General features: G+C 73.0%; 15 protein-coding genes. 8 read left to right on the forward strand and 7 right to left on the reverse strand.

The features are described 5' to 3' along the window. Positions 1 to 2: 2 nt before the first annotated feature. Positions 3 to 1526 carry a sporulation protein gene (locus ACFXKG_RS07215; protein ID WP_384833654.1) on the reverse strand — a complete coding sequence of 508 codons (1524 nt, stop codon included), beginning with the start codon at positions 1524 to 1526 and terminating at the stop codon, positions 3 to 5. Positions 1527 to 2190: 664 nt separating this feature from the next. On the opposite strand from ACFXKG_RS07215, the gene ACFXKG_RS07220 reads away from it, so the two are divergent. Then, the gene (locus ACFXKG_RS07220) at positions 2191 to 4302 is read left to right on the forward strand and encodes an asparagine synthase-related protein (protein ID WP_384833657.1); all 2112 of its coding nucleotides are present in this window, start codon (positions 2191 to 2193) and stop codon (positions 4300 to 4302) included. Positions 4303 to 4420: 118 nt separating this feature from the next. Further along, a complete protein-coding gene (locus ACFXKG_RS07225) occupies positions 4421 to 4912 on the forward strand; it encodes an NUDIX domain-containing protein (RefSeq protein ID WP_384833660.1) in 492 nt (163 codons plus the stop codon). A gap of 40 nt (positions 4913 to 4952) precedes the next feature. Here the strand turns inward: ACFXKG_RS07225 and ACFXKG_RS07230 are convergent, their stop codons facing one another. Further along, positions 4953 to 5291 carry an ATP-binding protein gene (locus ACFXKG_RS07230; RefSeq protein WP_384833663.1) on the reverse strand — a complete coding sequence of 113 codons (339 nt, stop codon included), beginning with the start codon at positions 5289 to 5291 and terminating at the stop codon, positions 4953 to 4955. Between the two features lie 85 nt (positions 5292 to 5376). Here ACFXKG_RS07230 and ACFXKG_RS07235 point away from each other — a divergent pair, with 85 nt between their 5' ends. Together ACFXKG_RS07235 and ACFXKG_RS07240 are read left to right on the forward strand one after the other, a co-directional pair. Beyond that, positions 5377 to 5844 carry an SRPBCC family protein gene (locus ACFXKG_RS07235; protein ID WP_384833666.1) on the forward strand — a complete coding sequence of 156 codons (468 nt, stop codon included), beginning with the start codon at positions 5377 to 5379 and terminating at the stop codon, positions 5842 to 5844. 118 nt (positions 5845 to 5962) lie between these two features. Then, positions 5963 to 6388: a DUF6086 family protein gene (locus tag ACFXKG_RS07240; protein WP_384833669.1), complete on the forward strand. Its 426-nt coding sequence runs from the start codon at positions 5963 to 5965 to the stop codon at positions 6386 to 6388. A 134-nt stretch (positions 6389 to 6522) separates the two neighbouring features. Here the strand turns inward: ACFXKG_RS07240 and ACFXKG_RS07245 are convergent, their stop codons facing one another. Beyond that, on the reverse strand, positions 6523 to 7326 hold the full coding sequence (locus tag ACFXKG_RS07245; protein WP_384833672.1) for a hypothetical protein: 804 nt from the start codon (positions 7324 to 7326) through the stop codon (positions 6523 to 6525). Between the two features lie 55 nt (positions 7327 to 7381). Then, complete coding sequence (locus tag ACFXKG_RS07250; protein WP_384833675.1) at positions 7382 to 7915, reverse strand: RNA polymerase sigma factor; 534 nt, start codon at positions 7913 to 7915, stop codon at positions 7382 to 7384. Between the two features lie 83 nt (positions 7916 to 7998). Between ACFXKG_RS07250 and ACFXKG_RS07255 the strand changes: the two genes are divergently transcribed. Continuing rightward, the gene (locus ACFXKG_RS07255) at positions 7999 to 8808 is read left to right on the forward strand and encodes a DUF5984 family protein (protein WP_384833678.1); all 810 of its coding nucleotides are present in this window, start codon (positions 7999 to 8001) and stop codon (positions 8806 to 8808) included. Here ACFXKG_RS07255 and ACFXKG_RS07260 read toward each other — a convergent pair. Both ACFXKG_RS07260 and ACFXKG_RS07265 read right to left on the reverse strand, forming a co-directional pair. Continuing rightward, a complete protein-coding gene (locus tag ACFXKG_RS07260; protein WP_384833681.1) occupies positions 8795 to 11101 on the reverse strand; it encodes a sigma-70 family RNA polymerase sigma factor in 2307 nt (768 codons plus the stop codon). The genes ACFXKG_RS07255 and ACFXKG_RS07260 overlap by 14 nt on opposite strands. A 445-nt stretch (positions 11102 to 11546) precedes the next feature. Further along, positions 11547 to 12332, reverse strand: coding sequence for a TetR/AcrR family transcriptional regulator (locus tag ACFXKG_RS07265; RefSeq protein WP_384833684.1), 786 nt, complete (start codon positions 12330 to 12332; stop codon positions 11547 to 11549). Between the two features lie 475 nt (positions 12333 to 12807). Here ACFXKG_RS07265 and ACFXKG_RS07270 point away from each other — a divergent pair, with 475 nt between their 5' ends. Together ACFXKG_RS07270 and ACFXKG_RS07275 are read left to right on the forward strand one after the other, a co-directional pair. Further along, a complete protein-coding gene (locus ACFXKG_RS07270; RefSeq protein WP_384833747.1) occupies positions 12808 to 14157 on the forward strand; it encodes an NAD(P)/FAD-dependent oxidoreductase in 1350 nt (449 codons plus the stop codon). Between the two features lie 254 nt (positions 14158 to 14411). After that, the gene (locus tag ACFXKG_RS07275) at positions 14412 to 16052 is read left to right on the forward strand and encodes a SpoIIE family protein phosphatase (RefSeq protein ID WP_384833686.1); all 1641 of its coding nucleotides are present in this window, start codon (positions 14412 to 14414) and stop codon (positions 16050 to 16052) included. A gap of 27 nt (positions 16053 to 16079) precedes the next feature. Here the strand turns inward: ACFXKG_RS07275 and ACFXKG_RS07280 are convergent, their stop codons facing one another. Further along, on the reverse strand, positions 16080 to 17438 hold the full coding sequence (locus ACFXKG_RS07280) for an MFS transporter (RefSeq protein WP_384833750.1): 1359 nt from the start codon (positions 17436 to 17438) through the stop codon (positions 16080 to 16082). Between the two features lie 131 nt (positions 17439 to 17569). On the opposite strand from ACFXKG_RS07280, the gene ACFXKG_RS07285 reads away from it, so the two are divergent. Next, entirely contained in the window at positions 17570 to 18136 is a 567-nt protein-coding gene (locus tag ACFXKG_RS07285) for a MarR family winged helix-turn-helix transcriptional regulator (RefSeq protein ID WP_382897156.1), read from the forward strand. Positions 18137 to 18723: the final 587 nt, after the last annotated feature.

Raw genomic sequence — 18723 nt, forward strand, 5'->3', positions numbered from 1 at the left:
GCCTACGCGGGCGCCACCAGCAGCGGCCGGGCCCGCTCCCGCAGCTCGACCACCCGGGGCTCGTCCCCGTACGGCTCCAGGCGGTGCAGCAGGTCCCGTACGTACTCGGTCGTACGGGCCGACGAGATCCGTCCCGCGACCTCCACCGCCCGCGTACCGGCCGCGCACGCCGCGTCCAGATTGCCCGACTCCAGCTCGGCGACCGCGCTCACCACCAGCCGCAGGCCGTGCGAGCGTACGAACTCCTCCGTCGGCCGGGAGAGCGCCTGCTCCGTGAACTGCCGTACCTGGCGCGGCGCCTTCAGGTCGCGGTAGCACTCGGCGGCGTCGGCCGCGAACCGGTCGTACGAGTAGAAGCCCAGCCACCCCGGATCCGCGTCACCGTCCCGGGAGCGCTCCAGCCACCCCTCGGCCGCCTTCAGCGACGCCCCGGCCGCGACCGCGTCGCCCGCCTTCGCGTGTGCGCGCGCCTCCACCAGCCGGAAGAAGCTCATCGTGCGGGCCGTGGCCAGCCCCCGGTTGCGCTCCAGCGCCGCCTGGGCGAGGTCGACGCCCTCGTCGGCGAAGCCCCGGTAGGTCGCCTGGAGCGACATGGACGCCAGGACATACCCCCCCAGCGGTACGTCGGCCGCCGCGCGCGCCAGCCGCAGCGCCTGGATGTAGTACCGCTGCGCGGCCTCCTGCTGGCCCGTGTCGAAGGCCATCCACCCGGCCAGCCTGGTCAGTTCGGCCGTCGCGCCGAAGAGCCCCCGGCCGACCTCGTCGCTGTACGCCCCGAGGAGCAGCGGCGCCGCGTCGACCCGCAGGCACTCCGGCACCATGGAGGAACGCCAGTCGCCGCCCCCGTACTTGGAGTCCCAGCGGCGCGCGTCGGACGCGGCCTCGCGCAGCTTGGCGACATCGCTGTGGCCCACACGCAGCGGCGACAGCTCGCCGGAGCCCCCGGCCGGCCCGGCCCCGTCGGCCCCCTGGGAGGCTCCTTGCGCGGCCCCCTGCGCGGCGGCTCCACCCCCGCCGTGCGCTCCCTGCGCCGCCTCCGCGACCGCCGGATCACGGGCGACCGAGGAGTCGGCGGGTGTTATCAGCCACCGGGACGCGGGTGTGGCGTAAGCGCTCACTGCGAAAGATCCGGCCAGCGACTGCCAGATGCCCCCGCTGCCCGCGCGCCGGCCCGCCAGGTCCAGCCGGTACAGCTCCGTCGCCGAGCGCACCGCCTCCCCGACGTCCCGCGGGAAGGCGAGCCCGACCTCCGGGGCCGGGTCCGCGTCCGCGAGCCCTATCTCGTGGAGCGGGACAGGACGTCCCAGCTTGGCTCCGATGGCTGCGGCGATGAGATGGGGCGCCGCACCCTGCGGAACCATCCCCTTGGACACCCATCGCGCCACGGAGGTCTTGTCGTAGCGAAGTGTCAGACCGCGCTGCGCCCCGAGGTCGTTGACCCGCCGGGCGAGGCCGGCGTTGCTGATTCCCGCGAGGGCGAGAACGGTGCCGAGCTTCTCGTTCGGCCCGCGTAGCTCCCTGGACATGCGTCACCCCTCGACACACAGACGGCCGCCGACTTGCGGCATAGGCGCGCGGCATTCGTAAACCCAGCGTAGTTCGCCACATCCCGACCGTTAAGGGGCGGACTTCCGGATGGCGGGATTGTTGTCCGTCCGCAAGCCGCCGAACGGGCCCCGGAGAGGCGTCCCGTGCTCCGGTTGTGTAGCGTGCGCCCGGCCGTGCGCTCTTGGCCCCGGGGGAGCGGGAGCGCTTCCATGAGACCTGCGTGGGTCGGCCCACTGCGTACTGGAACGAGTGGGCTGGGGGATCCCGCCGCCCCAATCCCCGCGGGCGGTGGACCGGTCCGGGAGGCGAATCCCGCCTCCCGGACCGAACGTTTGCCGGCGCCGGGGCCCGGGCGTCGCGCCGCGCCGCGTTCGGAGATTGGCTGAATGCTGCCCATGGACAGGGGGCCGTATCTCCGCCACATGGCCAATGCCAGGGGCGCATTCCCCTTCGCGCACACGCTTCCGTAGGCCCTCCCGTGCGCTGTTGTCATGGCAGCATGGTCCTGAACGGCTTCGGTTCGAGCTTCTCAGCTTGAGCTTCGACGCGGGATCATGGCCCCGGGACCGCACGATCCTGGTTCCGGAGGTGCCCGGGTCCGGGCCCGATTGATCCACAGGCTGTGGAAGCGTGGAGGCGGCGATGCGCTGGTTGGTGGGATGGAGCAGTATCGCCGCGCGCTTCGGCACGGCCGGCGCGGTCGGCCCCGTCGGCGACTCCGAGGGCGGCAGCGTCCACCCGGTCGGCTCCCAACTCCTGTGGGGCGACCCGGATCCCCTCTGGGCCGTCGGCGACTGGCGCCCCGACGAGGTGAGAGTCGTCACCGTCGACCCCTTCACCCGGCTCGCCGTACTCGGCTGCTGCGGGGCCACCGACGAGGAGCTGCGCGTCGGTCTGTTCGCCGCGCGCGGCGGCGCGCTGCGCCATCTCACCGCCTGGTCGGGCAGTTACACCGCCGTCGCCCAGATCGGCCGCCGGATCACCATCGCCGGCGATCTGGCCGGGGCGCGCCCCGTCTTCTACACGCCCTGGGCGAGCGGTACGGCGTACGCCACCGCCGCGCTGCCGCTCGCCGACCTCATCGAGGCGCAGCTCGACATCGGGCACCTCGCCGCGCTGCTCGCCTGCCCCGAAACCCCGGAGGCGCTGCGCGACTCCACCCCGTACGAGGGCGTCAAGCGCATCCCGCCCGGGCACGCGCTCGTGCTGCGCGAGGGGTCCCGCGAGATCACCGGGTACGAACCGGTCGCCTCCCTCGCCGTGGCCGGCCCCCAGCGCGACCCGGAGCGGGCCGTCGAAGGCGTACGGGACGCCCTGGTCGACTCCGTACGCGCCCGGCTCCTCGCGCCGCGCCACGCCCCCGAGATGGTGGCGCCCGACCCCGGGCCCGTCCCCGGCATGGGGCCCGCCGACCGGCGCGCCGCGCGCGGGGGCGGCGGCCCCGTACCCGGCATCGGCGCCGACCTCTCCGGCGGCAGCGCGTCCGGCACCCTCGCACTGCTCGCCGCCGGGCTGCCCGGCGCGCCGGGCACGATCCTCGGGCACGGCACGGGCGCGGGGGAGCGGCTGCTCGCCGTCACCTTCAACGACCTGTCCGCGGCGGGCCGGGACGAGGCGGAGCTGGAGCGGGCCAGGTCGATCGCCGACAACCCCCGGCTGCACCACGTGGTCGTCGCGGCGGGTGAGGAGGCGCTGCCGTACGCCGAGTTGGAGGGCCCGCTCACCGACGAGCCGGGCCCCTCCCTGGTCGCGGCGGAACGCCACCGGCGGCGCCTCGCCGCGGGCAGCGCGGACCACCTCACCGGGGCGGGCGCGCGCGAGGTCCTCGACGCGCACCCGGCGCGCCTGGCCGACCTGCTGCTCGACCGCCGCAGACGCCACCTGCTCCAGCCGGTCACCGCGCTGGCGAAGGCCGAAGGCCCCTCCCCGGCCTCCCTCTTCATCCCGGTGACCGTCTACCGGGCGGCGCGCAGGCTGGCCCGTACGCCCTACCGCGCCGGACTCGAAGAGGCCGCGGCCCGGCTCCCCGAGGCGAACCGGGCGCTCCTGTCCGCCGCGTCGAACGGCCCGCTGGGCGCCTCGCTCGCCGCACTGACCTGGTCACGGCCGGGGCCGGCGGCGCGCTGGCTGACCGGGGAGGCCCTGGCCGAAGTATCGGTTCGCCTTCTGTCGGGCGCGACCCGCCCCACCTCGGTCCAGCGCCCCGGCGAGGCCCGCGCCCGCGCCGCCCTCGCCCGCTTCGCGGCCGACCACCGGGTCTTCGAGCAGGCGAGCGAGATCCGCAGCCAGCGGCTGCACGCGCCGTTCCTGGACAACCAGGTCGTACGGGCCTGCCGCGAACTCCCCGAGGCGCTACGGGTCCAGCCGGGCGCCCGCGCCGACATCCTCCGTACGGTCCTGGCCGGCATGGGCATCCACGACCTCCCCCCGGGCTGGGGCGCCACCTCCCGCGCGGGCTCGGCGGCGGCCACCCGGGTCGGCCTGCGCGCCTCCATCGGCGACCTGATCACCCTCTTCGACGCCCCGCTCCTCGCCGACGCGGGCCTGGTCGAGGCCCGCGTCGTCCGCAAGGCCCTGCGCGCGGCGGCCGAGGGCGAACCGGTCCCGCTGGACGGCATAGCGGACCTGGTCTCCACGGAACTCTGGCTCCGCCGCCTCCTCTCCCGCCGAGGTACCTGCTGGACGGGCACGGCGGCCCCCCGCCAACGCGCGGTAGCAGGCGGCGTGGCCCCCCGCCCGACACTCCGGTCGTAGGCGGCAGGACCAGGGCCGGGGCCGACGAGGCGCGCCCCTCGCAACGGCAGAACTCACCTCGCCGGTACGGGTGGTGGCGTGTGGACGCGGGCTCCCTGGACGAGCCTAAGCTCGGCGTATGGACACCGCCGCCGGCGATCTGACCGCCTACGACCGCTCGCTGGCACGTAAACGCGTCTCGGCCGGGGTGCTGTTCTTCGACCTCGAAGGCCGGGTGCTGTTGGTGGACCCGGTGTACAAGGAGCCGTGGGAGATCCCCGGCGGCGCGGTGGAGCGGGACGAGTCCCCCCGCCGAGGCGCGGCACGCGAGGTCGAGGAGGAACTCGGGCTCACCCTGGAGCCGGGCCGGCTGCTCGGCATCGACTGGACGCCACCGCGCCCCGGCCGCAGCGAGGCGATGGCGGTCATCTTCGACGGCGGCGTCCTGCCGGCCGAGAAGGTCACGGCGATCCGCCTCCAGGCTGCGGAACTCCGGGCGTTCGCGTTCGTGGACCCGGGCCGGGTGTCCGAGCGCCTGACCCCGGTGCTGGCCCGCCGGGTCCGCGCCTGCGTCGAGGCGCGGAACCTCGGGGTGACGGTCTGCCTGGAGAACGGCGTCCCGGTGGGCTGACGGGCCGCCCGGACCATCGCCCGGGCGGCCCACTCCCGTCTCACCCCGACAGGGTGGCCCGGACGACTTTCCCGACGCCGCCGCGCTCGCGTTGGTGGACGCCCCATTGGTCGGCGAGGTCCTCCACGATGACGAGCCCGTCGCACGCGTCCACGTCCGGCGTTCTGGTCCGCGGCTGCTCGCAGGACGCGTCGTGCACCTCGATCCGCAGCCCGTGCGGCCCGGCGAGATACCGGGTCTCGATCTTCCGCGCCGGCGAGACACGGGCATGCCGCGCCGCGTTCGTCAGCAGCTCCGAGAGGATCAGCACCGCCGAGTCCTCCAGCCCGCTCAACCCCCAACCCGTCGGCGCCTGGGTGTCGTTCGTCGCGGCGCTCAAGGCCGACGACGGCTTCCCGGCCTGATCTCCGCCGGATTGGTCGGAGATACGGGCACGACGCAAACCCCGGTTCTAGGATCGGGCCATGGGAAGAATCGACCGCGCCGTCCGGATGATCGCGGCATCCCCGGCGGCCGTCTACGGCGCCCTCCTCGACCGGGCGGCCCTGGAGGCCTGGATGCCGCCGGACGGCATGCGCGGGCGCGTCGAGCGGTGGGACCCCCGGCCCGGTGGCGGGTACCGGATGACGCTCACCTACCTCAACCCCGCCGACAGCCCCGGCAAGACGACGGACGCGACGGATGTCGTCGAGGTCGAGTTCGCCGAACTGGTGCCGTCGGAGCGTGTGGTGCAGCGGGGGGTGTTCGAGGCGGACGATCCGTCCTTCGCGGGCACGATGACGATGACCTGGCACTTCACGGCCACCGGTGAGGGGACCGAGGTGACCGTCATCGCCACGGACGTGCCGCCCGGCATCGACCAGGCGGCCCACGAGGCCGGGATCGCCTCCTCGCTGGCCAACCTGGCGTCGTACGTCGAAGCGGGCGGCTGACCCGGTTCGGCCCGGCTCCGTCGTCGGGAGCCCCGGCCCGCAACGGCTCGTCGAGGGCTGCGCGCAGCGCCCGCGTATTCAGGAGGACGACGCGCCGACGCCCGGATACGTTGGCGGAGTGAGTTACATCTTCACCGTCACCGACACCGACGAGGACGTCTGGGAACCCGCCTTGGCCGTCGGCCAGTTGTTCATGGGTGGGGTCGATGCCCTGGGCAAGCGGATCCTCCGGGTGCCGACGGGACTGGACGACGTCTCCGGCGACTGGGTCATGGTCGACCCCGAGGCGTACGGGGAGTTCGTCACCCGGGCTCTCCAGCGACGGGGCAGGTCGTTCCACCGGGACATGATCAAGCTCATGGACGGAGTGCTTCCCCTTATGATCGCGCTCGCCGACAGACTCGGCGTCGAGATCCCGGCGGGTTCGCTCGCGGAGCTGGCCTACCTGGAGTGGGCCCGTGACGAGGACCGCGTCCTGCTGGGCCATGTCTGGGAGAACCGCAACGGCACGGTCTCCGTCGGGGGGACCGGCGCGGTGAGCTGATCACACCCTGCCGGAGCGGGCGGATCGCCCCGGCGCCGATACGGTCACCCGGCAGGTCGCCGGACGTGCCCGCGCCCCGCGCCGAGGCCGGAGTCAACGACATCGGAGTCAACGATGTCGGTTGACCACTCGGATCATTCAGGGCGCTGGGCCATCAGCTCGTCGCCCGTGACGCTCCGGGTCGTACCGTCCGTGAGGGTGACCGTGACGGTGCCGGTGATCAGGCCGTCCGGGTCGCCGTCCGGCCACCACGCGGTCCACCGGCCGTCCTGCACCGTGGCGTGGATGGTCTTCCCGGAGTCGCGCACGGTGACGTCCTTGACGTCGGAGCCCACCGAGCCGAGCGCGTAGTTGAACTCTCCGTCGTCGCTGCCGCGGGCGCCCAGCGTGTCCAGGGTGAGGGCGTCGGCGTCGACCTCGACCGTCGGGTCGATGGCCATCATGAGGCCGGTGCCGTCCGAGGCGGCCAGGCAGTACGACGCGTCGTCCTTCCCCCAGATGACGATCATGGAGGCGACCTTGCCGCGCACGTCGGCGTTGGCGATCGTGGGGGACGGCTTGTCGGGGGTGTACCCCGCCACCTCCAGGCACGTCTTCTCGGCGGCGGAGCCCTTGCCGGCGGAGATGTCCAGGGCGTTCGGGGTGGGTGTCCAGCTCGCCAGTTCGGACGACGGCAGCGGTCCGCCGCCGCCCAGGCCGGGCAGGCCGCCCGCCACCGCGACGAAGGCCAGGCCCGCGGCGAGGCCGCCGGCCAGCGTGAACGCCGTACGCCGCACGAGGGGGCGGCGGAAGGTGGTGCCGACCGACCGGGCGGGCCGCTCGGTGTCGCTCAGCACGGTGCGCAGCAGAGTCTCCTCGCGGTCGATCTCGGCGGCGGTCGGTTCGGTGCGGGGGGCGGCGTCCAGCTTGGCCAGGCGGGCGAGAAGGTCGTCGGTCACGGTGTCTCCAGTCAGGGAGCAGAGGTGCAGAGGTAAGGGGGCTGCGGGCAGAGCGTCAGCGGGTCATGGCGAGGGCCGGCGATACGGCGGTGCCTGCCGTGAGCCGTGCCGCCAGGCGGCGCTTCGCCCGTGTGAGCCGCATGGCGTAGGCGGCGCGGGTGCAGCCGAGGACCCGCGCGGCGTCCCGGGCGGAGAGCTCCTCCCAGACGTGCAGGGCGAGCACTTCCTGGTCCGCCGGGGCGAGTTGCCGCCAGGCGGCGCCGAGTTCCAGCCGGTTCTCCACCTGGTCCGTCATGTCGGGCGTGGCGTGCCGGGCGCCGGGCTCGGAGGACTGCTGGATGTGCACCACCAGCGCCGACCGGCGGCGCATCCCGCGGTTCGCGTTCAGCATGGCGTTGCGTGCCGTGCGGAACAGCCAGGGCCGTGGATCCTCGGGCAGCTCGCTCCGGCGGCGCCACGCGGCGAGGAACGTCTCCCCGACGATGTCGTCGACGTTCATCGGATGGGCCCGACGGCGTATGAAGCGCAGCAGATCCTCGTAGTGGGCCCGGTACACCTCGGTGAACTGGGCTTCGGTTCGGATGGGCATGACTTCCTCTCCTGGCGTCTGCCCTTACGTGTCCGTGACCCCGCAGAGTGCAACAGGGTGCGTCCGTATTCGAAACTGAATCTGTGACGACCACCGATCCCGCGATGCGCATCCGCTTCGGTCTGACCCCGTTGGAGCAGGTCGGACCATGGGGCCGCGAGCGTCCCGTACTGCACTGGTTCGGCCTGACCGACGGCTGGTACTGCGTCGACCTCGGCGGCCACGAGGTGCTGCGCTACTCCGAGCGCAGCGTCCGGCAGCTGCGGAACGAAGAGGAGGGCGGGCCACAGCACCCGTACGTGGACTACTACGTCGTCCGCCTGTGGGAGGACATGATCGCGCTCGTGTCGGGGGCGATGGAACCGGTGCCGCCGGACCTGCTGGACGTGGCGGCCGAGCTCTCGCCGGAGTGGACCTGGCGCGACACACCGGAGGCCGAGGCCGCGTTGAACTGGCACAGCGCCGGTTTCCTGTACACCGACTACCTGCGCGTCGCCCCGCACATCCGCTGCTGGCGTACCGTCACCGAGCCCGGCGACAAGGTGACGGGCGACACGGTGACCGTGGCCTGGGAGCACCGGCCGGACCCGGAGGGCGTGATCGAGTTCGCCGGCCCGCCGACGGGGCGGGTGACCATGCCCACGAGCGAGTTCCTCGCGGCGGTGACCGCACTCGACAGGGCGCTGCTGGCCGCGATGGACCGGCGCATCGGCGAGCTGGAGGCGTCCGGTCCGCCGCTCGGCGCCGAGGTGGACGCGGAGCAGTTGCGCCGCGAGCACCGGGACCGGGCGACCTGGCTGCCACGGGCGCGGGACCGTGAACCGGGTACCGACTGGGACGCCGTACGGACCGGTGTACGCGCGCTCCTCGCCCCGGGGTTCAAGGGCAACTGATGCGGGACCGCGCCCAGTCCGCGAGGGCGACGACATCGTTCGGGGCGTGCGGTTCCACGACCAGGCGGATGGAGTCGCGGCCGGAGATGCCCACCTGGACGGGTACGGCCGCGTCGCCGCCGTGCAGTACGGGGGAGCGCCAGAGACGGGTGCCGTCGCCGTAGAGGGAGAAGCGTACGGAGCCCTGGCCGAGCGTCAGGTCGTCCACGCCGACCAGCGCCGCGTACGAGGAACAGCTCCGGTTGAGGTCGATGGTCACCGAGGACGAGGCGCGCATGGTGACGCCGTGGCCGTGGCGGGTGCCGCCGATCGACACGTTCGACCGCTGCCAGAGCCAGCCGCTCCCGACGAGCCGCACCTCGGGCTCGGAGCCGTCCCCGAGGACGCCGTACGCCAGCTCGTTGACCTGGTAGTCGGCCGGGGCGGGCGGCAATGGCGGTTTCGGACGGGAGGTCGGCTCCGGCAGGGGAGGCGGCGACGGCTCGGGGGTGGGCGTGGGGCCGGGGGTGGTACGGCTCGGGCTCGGCTCGGGTTCCGGCGCGGGCTTCGTGGGGGTGGGGGGTGCCGGCGCGGGTTTCTTCGAAGGAGCCGGCGTCGGGGCCGGAGCGGACGGCGCCGGGGGAGGCGTCGAGGGTTCGGCCGGCGCGGACGACGGGACCGGTAGCCGCGGTACGAGCGGCTGCGCGACCGGCGGCTTCTCCCGGGGTTTGGCGTCGGGCTCCGGGCTGTTGCCCGACAGCGCGTACACCAGACCGGCGGCGGCGACCACCAGCAGCCCCGCGATCCCCGCCTTCGCCGGGGCGCCGAGCCCCTCGGACGCGGCGCCCGCGCCACCGGCCCCCGAGCCCGCCGAGCCGCCGGAGGCGCCACCGGCGGCCCCGCCCGCAACGCCCCCGGCGGCCCCGCCCGTCGCCCCTGTCGCCCCTGCAGTCCCTGCAGTCCCTGCAGTGCCTGCTGTTCCGCCTGTCGCCGCCGCCGCGGCGCCCGCGCCGGCCGCTCCCACGGCGCCGCCCGCCACGACCCCGGCCGCCTTGAGCGAGTACCCCGCCGCGAACCAGCCGATCACCGCGATCGGCAGCACCGCCGGGATCGCCGCGTTGACCTGCGCCAGCTCACCCGCCGCGAGGCGGCACTTCGCGCACTCCGCCAGATGCTTGCGCAGCCCGCGCTCGGCACGCATGCGCAGCCCGCCGCGGGCGTAGGCGCCGAGCCGGTCGGCGTACCGCGAGCAGTCGCCCGCCGAGGTGAGCGCCGAGTTGATGTGTGCCTGGAGATACGCCTGCTTGAGCCCCTCGCGCGCCCGACTCGCCAGTACTGCGGTGGCGTTGGCGGTCAGCCCGAAGAGCGGCGCGACCTCGCTCGGCGACTCCTCCTCGACCGTGGTGTGCCACAGGACGGCCTGCCAGCGTTCCGGCAGGCTCCGGAAGGCCTGCATGGCCATGGACCGGTCTGCCTCGTGCATCGCCAGGACGTCCGCGCCCAGGTCGAGGGTGTCCTCGGCCGAGACCTCGGAGGTACGGGTCGCCTGCGCGGCGAACACCGCGAAGTCGTCGACCAGTTGCTCGCGCTTCGCGGACTTCGTCCAGGACGCGGCCACCCGCCGTACGGTCGTCAGCAGGTAGGCGCGCACCGCCTGTTCGGGCCCGGCGCCGCCCCGTACCGCCTGGAGCGTACGGGCGAACACCTCGGCCGTCAGGTCGTCCGCGGTGTGCGCGTCGCGGCAGCAGGTACGGGCGTACCGGCGCACCGGCTCCGAGTGGCGGCGGAACAGCTCCTCGTACGCGCTGTCGTCGCCGTTCCGCATCCGCTGGATCAGGTCGGCGTCCGAGGGAGGCGGCTCTCCTCGACCCGGTGCGGCCGGCTCCCCTCCGGCGCGTTCGACCCCTCCGTCGTGTTCGGCACGTTCGGTACTTTCGGTGCGTTCGCGCTGCGGCGGAACGCTGCCGTCCGGCCCGTCCGAACCCGGCGCGGGATGCGGGACGACCGGCCCGACGGACACCCCGGGCCCGACCGGCCCGATCGGCCCCACCGGACCGCCCTGGCCGGGAACACCGGGGGTGCCGGAAGGCTCTCGGGGCCCGCCCTGGCTCGGGACCTGGCCCGGCCCGTGATGCGGCCCCTGTTCCGGCACCTGCCCCGGTACCTGATGCGGCAGTTGGCGAGAGGACGCCACTTCGCCGGATCCCGTACCGCCGCCAGTACCACTGGCGGTACCGTCGATACGGTCGGCACCGTCGGCGTCACGGCCGTCCAGAGGTTCGTCCTGCGGCTCGTCCCGCCCGTTGCCGTTCATCGCGGAAGCCCCCGCAGGTGCCCTGTTACGTGCCCCGTGCGCGCCCCTTCTGTCCCAAACACCGGGCCAGCGTGCCACAGCGCGACGCGCCGACCCAGGGCTTGGCGCCCCGCACCACTCGTCCGGGGGGCTTTCCCCACAGTGGGCTTTAACCTTCACCCGTTCGGGGAAAGATCAACGCCGTTCATCGGCAAACCAGTTCGAAATCAGGCGAGTCCGGAAGCAGCCCGGCAGGAAAGCAGCCTGTGGGAAAGCAGCCCGGCAGGAAAGCAGGCCGCCCCGAGGCACAGTCGTCGCACTCGCACTCGCACTCGCACTCGCACTCGTACCCGGACTCGGACCGTACGGACCCGGAAAGGCCGGTGCGCATCCACGCACCGGCCCCACTCCGCGAGAACCTCCGAAGTATCCGAGTATCCGAAGTGCCCGCGTCGAACCACACCGGCTACACAGGCCGGGACCGCAGCCCCTCCAGCAGGATGTCCAGCAGCCGCGCCGAAGCCGCCGCCTGCTGCACCGCGTCCGGCAGCGTGGGCGCCGCCGTCGCGATCACCAGCAGGACGTCCGCCACGGTCACATCACCGCGCAGCTCACCCGCCGCCCGCGCCCGGTCCACCAACTGCCCGACGACGCCGAGCAGTTCGACCGCGCCCGGGTCGTCCAGATCGTCGGCCGAGGCCGATATCCGCGAGCCGACCACCCGCAGGTCCGGCTGGCCCGCCTGCCGCTGCTGCGGCACCCGCGCCTCGTCCGCCGTCCCGTTCCGCCCGACCACCACGTCGTCGGAATCGACCCCGACCCGCAGCACCTGCGGAGGCAGCAGCCGCCCCGCGCCCGATGCCACCGACGTGCGCAGGAAGCGGGAGAGCGCGGACCACGGCTCCTCCTCCTGGCCCAGCGCCGAACGCGCCTGGTCGGTCAGCCGGGAGGTCTCCTCCTCGGCTATTCGCCTGACCAGTACGTCCTTGCTCGGGAAGCGCCGGTAGACCGTGCCGACCCCGACCCGGGCGCGCCGCGCCACGTCCTCCATCGGAGCCCCGTACCCCAGCTCGCCGAAGACCTCGCGAGCCGCGCGCAGTACGTGCTCCAGATTGCGCTGTGCGTCCACACGGAGGGGCGCGGCACGACCTGACCCGCCGACCCCCACCGCTCCCAGTCGTCCCTCGTCGGCCACACGTCCGTCACCCTCCGTGACGACGGCGGCCTGCCAATGAGAATCCTGAATGTGCATAAGCGTTCCCCCGGTAATGATGTCTCCCCCCGGAGACTCCCCGCCTGGCTGCCGGGTTCCCGGTCCGGTAACCGGCCGGACACCCCGACGAACTACGAACATAGTTGAGCCCGGGGCAATTCAGAAGAGGGTAGTTCCGCACGGAGCGCCCCCCGATCGGAGCAAGGACCGGAACGTGCCTGATTCACCCCCCGCCCCGCACCCACCCCGCCCCCGCTGACCTGCGCGCCTGCCCCCGGCGCCGGACGCCCGCCGGCCCGCGGCCGTCCGCACCCGCGGACGTTCTCCGGTCATACAATGCGTCGCGCCTGTGGACAAACAACGAAGCCGGGTGCGTCATGGGAAGGTGACGGCTGAGATCTCCCGGGGAACGACCCCCGCATCCGAGCCCGAGGCAACGCCGCCCGGGGCAGACCTGCCCGAGGCGCGCCCGCCCAGGGTCCGCGTCCTGGTGGTCGGCGGCGGCTACGTCGGCATGTACACCGCGCTGCTGCTCCAGCGCAGACTGAAGCAGCAGCTGAAGAGCGGTGAGGCCGAGATCGTCGTGGTGTCACCCGACCCGTACATGACCTACCAGCCGTTCCTCCCCGAGGCCGCCGCGGGCAACATCTCCCCCCGCCATGTCGTCGTCCCCCTCCGCCGCGTGCTCGACCAGTGCCAGATCCTCGTCGGCGAGGCCACCGCCATCGACCACGCCAAACGCACCGCCACCCTGCGCACCCTCGCCTCCGAGGAGGAGGGCACCGGCACCGTCGACCTCGCGTACGACGAACTCGTCCTCGCCCCGGGCTCCGTCTCCCGTACGCTCCCCGTCCCCGGTCTCGCCGAACACGGCATCGGTTTCAAGACCGTCGAGGAGGCCATCGGCCTGCGCAACCACGTCATCGAGCAGATGGACATCGCCTCCTCCACCCGCGACCCCGCGATCCGCGACGCCGCCCTCACCTTCGTGTTCGTCGGCGGCGGCTACGCGGGCGTCGAGGCGCTCGCCGAACTGGAGGACATGGCCCGCTACGCCTCGCGGTACTACCACAACATCAAGGCCGAGGACATGAAGTGGATCCTCGTCGAGGCCTCCGGCCGGATCCTCCCCGAGGTAGGCGACGTCATGGGCAAGTACGCCGTACGGGAGCTGCGCGCCCGCAACATCGACGTACGGCTCGACACCCGCCTGGACTCCTGCGAGGACCGCGTCGCCGTCCTCAGCGACGGCGCCCGCTTCCCCACCCGGACGCTCGTGTGGACCGCGGGCGTCAAGCCGCACCCCGTCCTCGCCGCCACCGACCTGCCGCGGAACGACCACGGCCGGCTGCGCTGCACCGCGCACCTCGCGGTCGACGGCACCGAACACGCCTGGGCGGCCGGTGACGCCGCCGCCGTACCCGATCTGACCTCGGACCAACCGGGAAAGGAGTGCGCGCCCAACGCGCAGCACGCCGTACGGCAGGCCAGAGTTCTCGCGGAGAACATCCTCGCTTCCCTGCGCGGCGCACCCCTCCGGGACTACCGTCACGCCTACGCGGGATCGGTCGCGTCGCTCGGTCTCCACAAGGGCGTGGGGCACGTCTACGGCCGAAAGATCAAGGGCTACCCGGCCTGGCTGATGCACCGCGTGTACCACCTCAGCCGTGTTCCCACCTTCAACAGGAAGGCCCGCGTTCTCGCGGAATGGACCCTGTCCGGGCTCTTCAAACGGGAGATCGTCTCCCTCGGCTCGCTGGAGCACCCGCGCGCCGAGTTCGAACTCGCCGCGGGAGGCGAACGATCCCGGGGGACCGGGCGTTCCAAGGGTGGTGAGCGTTCCCGGGGGACCGAGGAGGCGTGAGGCCGGCGACCCCGGCGACCGCGTAACCCCTGAGACCGTTCGCTCCCCGGGACCGCGTGACCCCGGTGCCCCTGTCAGTGCGATCGGTCACACTGGACGTGTGACCATAGGTGGGCTCACATCTGCACAGAGTGATCCGGACCGACCGCTCCGCCGCGCCGCCATCCGGCGACGCGGACCCCGGGCGCCCGCCCGCCCAGCCACCCGACCCAGACGCACGGCACGACACACAACACCATGAGGCCAGAGAATCCGTGAACTTCACGCGTTGGAGCGCCCGTCTCCCCGGTACACAGCGCCGCTCCGCCGCGCGGACGGACCGCGGCACGGTACCGGCGGCCCGTGGTGAGTACGAACAGAAGCCCGAGCCCCCGGCGGACGTCCCCTCCCTCCCCTCCGTCGAGGAGCTGTCCGTACGGGAGGTCCTCGGCGAACTGCCCGCCCTCGTCGCCCTGGTGTACGGCCCCGACCACCGCGTGGCGTACGTCAACGGCGCGTACGCCACCACGTTCGGCCCGCGTTCCCCCGGCGCCACCGCGGCCGAGAGCTGCCCGGAACTCGCCGAGCTGGGCCTGCTCCCCCTGCTCGACCAGGTCCTGCGCAGCGGCACGTCACGCACCGTCAAGTCCCGCAAGGCGCGGCGCCACCAGGACGGCGCGGAGGGCTCCTACACGGTCACCTGCACCCCCATCGCCTGCCAGGGCACCGCGGGCATCCTCATCTACGCCGCCGACGTCACCGACCACGCCGAGGCGGCCGAGCGGCTGCGCACCAGCGAGCGCCGCCACCGCCGTACCGTCGTCACCCTCCAGCGCTCGCTGCTCCCGCAGGAGCTGGAGCAGCCCGACGACCTGCGTGTCGCCGCCACCTACCGGCCCGGCGGCGAGGACGCGGCGGTCGGCGGCGACTGGTACGACGTGATCACGCTCGGCGCCGGCCGTACGGCCCTGGTCATCGGGGACGTGATGGGCCGAGGGGTGCGCGCCGCCGCCGTCATGGGGCAGTTGCGCACCGCCGTCCGCGCCTACGCCCGCCTCGATCTGCCGCCGCACGAGGTGCTCCAGCTCCTCGACGGACTCGCCGCCGAGATCGACGCCAGCCAGATCGCCACCTGCGTCTACGCCGTCCACGACCCCAACGAGGGCCGCCTCGTCTACGCCTCGGCCGGCCATCTGCCCATTCTGGTCCGCGCCGCGGACGGCTCGGTCGAGCGCGCCGAGGACCCGACGGGCCCGCCGCTCGGCACCGGCGGCTGGCTCCACACCTCGGGCTCGATCGCCCTCCCGCCCGGCTCCACCGCCGTCCTCTACACCGACGGGCTGGTCGAGCGGCGCGGGGAGGACATCGACGAGGGCGTCGCCTCCCTGGAGCGCGCCCTGTCCGGCGCCCAGGGCTCGCCCCAGGTCGTCTGCGACCGGCTGATCCGCTCCCTCGGCGTGACCGACGACCACGACGACGACGTCGCGGTCCTCGTCCTCCAGCACCCCGCCCGTACGGGCGCGGACGCGGAGCTGTTCCACAACGCGGCACTCGACCTGCTCGGCGGCGTCGAGGCCGCCCCGCGCGCCCGGGCCTTCGCGACCGGCGTGCTCGCCTCCTGGCGCTTCCCGGTCGAGCTGTGCGATCTGGGGGTGCTCGCCACGAGCGAGCTGGTCGCGAACTCCCTCCAGCACGGCACCCCGCCCATGCGCCTCCGACTCCGCCGCACCGACCGCCGGCTGATCATCGAGGTCACGGACGGGGACGACCACCTCCCCCGCCGCCGCCGCGCCGAACCGGCGGACGAGGCGGGCCGCGGCATCTCCATCATCGCGACGATCGCCTCGTCCTGGGGCTCGCGCCGCACCCCCGGGGGCGGCAAGGCCGTCTGGTGCGAGTTCGCCCTGCCGCACTGACCACCGGACGCCGCGCGGGGCGCCCGCTCAGCCGACGGCCCCGGTCACCGGCGCGGGGGCGGGAACGGGCACGGGTACGGGGGCGGCCGGCTCGGGCAGCCCCTGAGCCACGACCCGCGAGGCCGTCACGAGCGACGGCTGGTCCTGTACGGGCGTGAGCTGCCGCCCCAGCCGCAGGGCCAGGACGGTGATGCCGAGCGAGAACAGGACGAACGTCACGATGTACGGGCCGTGCAGGGCCGCGCCCATCGGCCCGCCCACCGCCGGCCCCACCGCCAGCGCGACCTGCTTGACCAGCGCGAAGGCGGAGTTGTACCGGCCGACCGACTCGGCGGGCGCGAGATCGGCCACCAGCGGCGCGACGGTCGGGGACAGCATCGCCTCGCCGAGCCCGAAGAGCGCGTACGTCGAGACGAACGCGGCCGTCGCCACCGCCTGGCCGCCGTGCCCCAGCCCCGCGAACCCCGCCACGACCCAGGCGAACGCCCAGATCAGCCCGACCGCGGCGATCACCCGGCTGCGCCTGCGCCGCTCGACCAGCCGCAGGACGACGAACTGCGCGACCACGATCACCGCGGTGTTGGCGGCCAGCGCGATCCCGAGGGTCGACGGATCGATCCCGGCGGCCTCGGTGCCGTACGCGGCGAGCCCCGACTCGAACTGCCCGTAACAGGCGAAGAAGAGCACGAACCCCAGCAGGCACAGATGCACCATGGCCCGGTGGCTCAGCAGCTCCCGCATCCCCCGCTCCCGGGCCGCGGACCGTCCGGGCGGACCCTGCGGACCCGGCAGACCGGGCGGTTCAGGGACGGGAAGGGCGGCGGGCCGGGGCAGCCGGACGGTGAGCGCGATCGCCGCGAGCACGAGGAACATCACGGCTTCGACGGAGAAGAGCAGGAGGAAACTGCCGGGCCGGTTCTCGTCGACGAGCTGCCCGCCGATCAGCCCGCCGACACCGAGTCCGAGGTTCGCCAGGAAGAACTGGGTGGCGAAGGCGCGCGTCCGGGTCGAGGGCGTCGACGACCGCACGATCATCGTGGCCAGCGCGGGCTGCATGACGGCGGTCCCGGCCCCCAGCAGCGCGGCGGCGGCCACGGCGGCCGGCACGCTGCCGGCGAGCCCCATGGCGAGCGCCCCGACGGAGGCGACGAGCGCGCCACCCACCAGGACGGGCAGCGGACCGCGCCGGTCGATCACCCGCCCGATGAAGGGCAGCACGACCAGCGCGGCCAGCGCGAAGACCGCCAGCACGGCACCGGCCGTACTCGCACCCAGCTCCCGCACCTGAGCCACGTACACGTAGAGATACGGAACCGTGAATCCCAGCCCGAACGCGCTCAGCGCGTTCCCCGCCTGGATCCGGCGCATCGCCGAGGATGCGCCCATCGCCCTGGTCACACTCACCTGCCTCAAAGATCAAGGGTCGAAGTCTGAAGACTTCAAAACTAAACTTAGAAGCTAAACAGTACACAGAGAAGGACTTCAACGCCAACAGAGATGCGTGGCATACTGCCCCGATGTCCGACACCCCCGCGAAAGCCGGCCCGCCGGATCTCCAGGAGCCGAGCCTCGACGAGCAGATCGCCGCCTACCAGCGCGAGTTCCGCGACCTCGACCCCCAGGTGGAGCAGATCGTCTCGGCCCTCGGCCGGCTGAACCGCCGGATGAACGTCGCGTACGGCAGACACGTCGCCGACCTCGGCATCAGCAACGCCGAATGGGAGGTCCTCAAGACCCTGGTGGTCGCGGGAGCCCCCTACCGCCTGGGCCCCGGCGAACTCGCGAAGCGCCTCGGCCTCACTCCGGCGGCGATGACGCACCGCATCGACCGCATGGCGGGCGAGGGCCTGGTGACGCGCGACCGCGACGAGACGAACCGGGTCCGCGTGATCGTCGAGCTGACGGACGAGGGCCGCACGAAGTGGCTGGCGGCGATGCGGATGGCCTCGGACTTCGAGGAGGAACTGCTCCAGGACCTCACCGGTGACGAACGCGGAGTGCTCGGAGAGCTGTTGATCCGCCTCCTGCGCCGCGTGGAGGACGCCCAGCCGGACGCCGGCGGCCGCCTGACCGACCTGGACTGACGGAGCCGATGGGGCCCGCTGGGGGGCTGAGCGGGGCGAGCGACAACCGGTTTGACACGCCCCCGGCCGGTCCGTAAAGTGCTCCGAGTTGTCACGGGGTCGGTACGGCCCGGTAGCAGCCACTCACGCCGCAGCAGCGGCACCCAAACACAGCACGATCCCCTGGCCGGGACGAATTTCGGCATGCCGAAATTCATTTCGAAGCCTCGATTATGAGTCGCCTGCGGAATCCGCTAAGGTTTGGAACGTCGGAACGGCCGCAGGGCCGGGAGGACAAGCCCCGCTGACTGGGAATCAGGCCCGAAAGGATCTGGTAGAGTCGGAATCGCCGGAAAGGGAAACGCGAAAGCGAAGAACTGGAAAGCAAACCCCGCTCCGACGGGGAATCGGACACGAAAGAGTCTGATAGAGTCGGAAACGCAGGAACGAAGTACAGAACAAAATGAAACACCGAAGGGAAGCGCCCGGAGGAAAACCCCAGACATGGTCTGCGGGTGAGTACGAAGGAAGCGTCCGTTCCTTGAGAACTCAACAGCGTGCCAAAAGTCAACGCCAGATATGTTGATACCCCGACCTCCCGGAATGTT

This window comes from Streptomyces sp. NPDC059255 (genome assembly GCF_042752355.1).
Taxonomy (GTDB): Bacteria; Actinomycetota; Actinomycetes; order Streptomycetales; family Streptomycetaceae; genus Streptomyces.

Coding starts and splice junctions, on each gene's coding strand:
- ACFXKG_RS07215 (WP_384833654.1), bottom strand. CDS start 1,526: ATGTCCAGGGAGCTACGCGGGCCGAACGAGAAGCTCGGCACCGTTCTC.
- ACFXKG_RS07220 (WP_384833657.1), top strand. CDS start 2,191: ATGCGCTGGTTGGTGGGATGGAGCAGTATCGCCGCGCGCTTCGGCACG.
- ACFXKG_RS07225 (WP_384833660.1), top strand. CDS start 4,421: ATGGACACCGCCGCCGGCGATCTGACCGCCTACGACCGCTCGCTGGCA.
- ACFXKG_RS07235 (WP_384833666.1), top strand. CDS start 5,377: ATGGGAAGAATCGACCGCGCCGTCCGGATGATCGCGGCATCCCCGGCG.
- ACFXKG_RS07250 (WP_384833675.1), bottom strand. CDS start 7,915: ATGCCCATCCGAACCGAAGCCCAGTTCACCGAGGTGTACCGGGCCCAC.
- ACFXKG_RS07260 (WP_384833681.1), bottom strand. CDS start 11,101: ATGAACGGCAACGGGCGGGACGAGCCGCAGGACGAACCTCTGGACGGC.
- ACFXKG_RS07265 (WP_384833684.1), bottom strand. CDS start 12,332: ATGCACATTCAGGATTCTCATTGGCAGGCCGCCGTCGTCACGGAGGGT.
- ACFXKG_RS07270 (WP_384833747.1), top strand. CDS start 12,808: ATGTACACCGCGCTGCTGCTCCAGCGCAGACTGAAGCAGCAGCTGAAG.
- ACFXKG_RS07280 (WP_384833750.1), bottom strand. CDS start 17,438: ATGGGCGCATCCTCGGCGATGCGCCGGATCCAGGCGGGGAACGCGCTG.
- ACFXKG_RS07285 (WP_382897156.1), top strand. CDS start 17,570: ATGTCCGACACCCCCGCGAAAGCCGGCCCGCCGGATCTCCAGGAGCCG.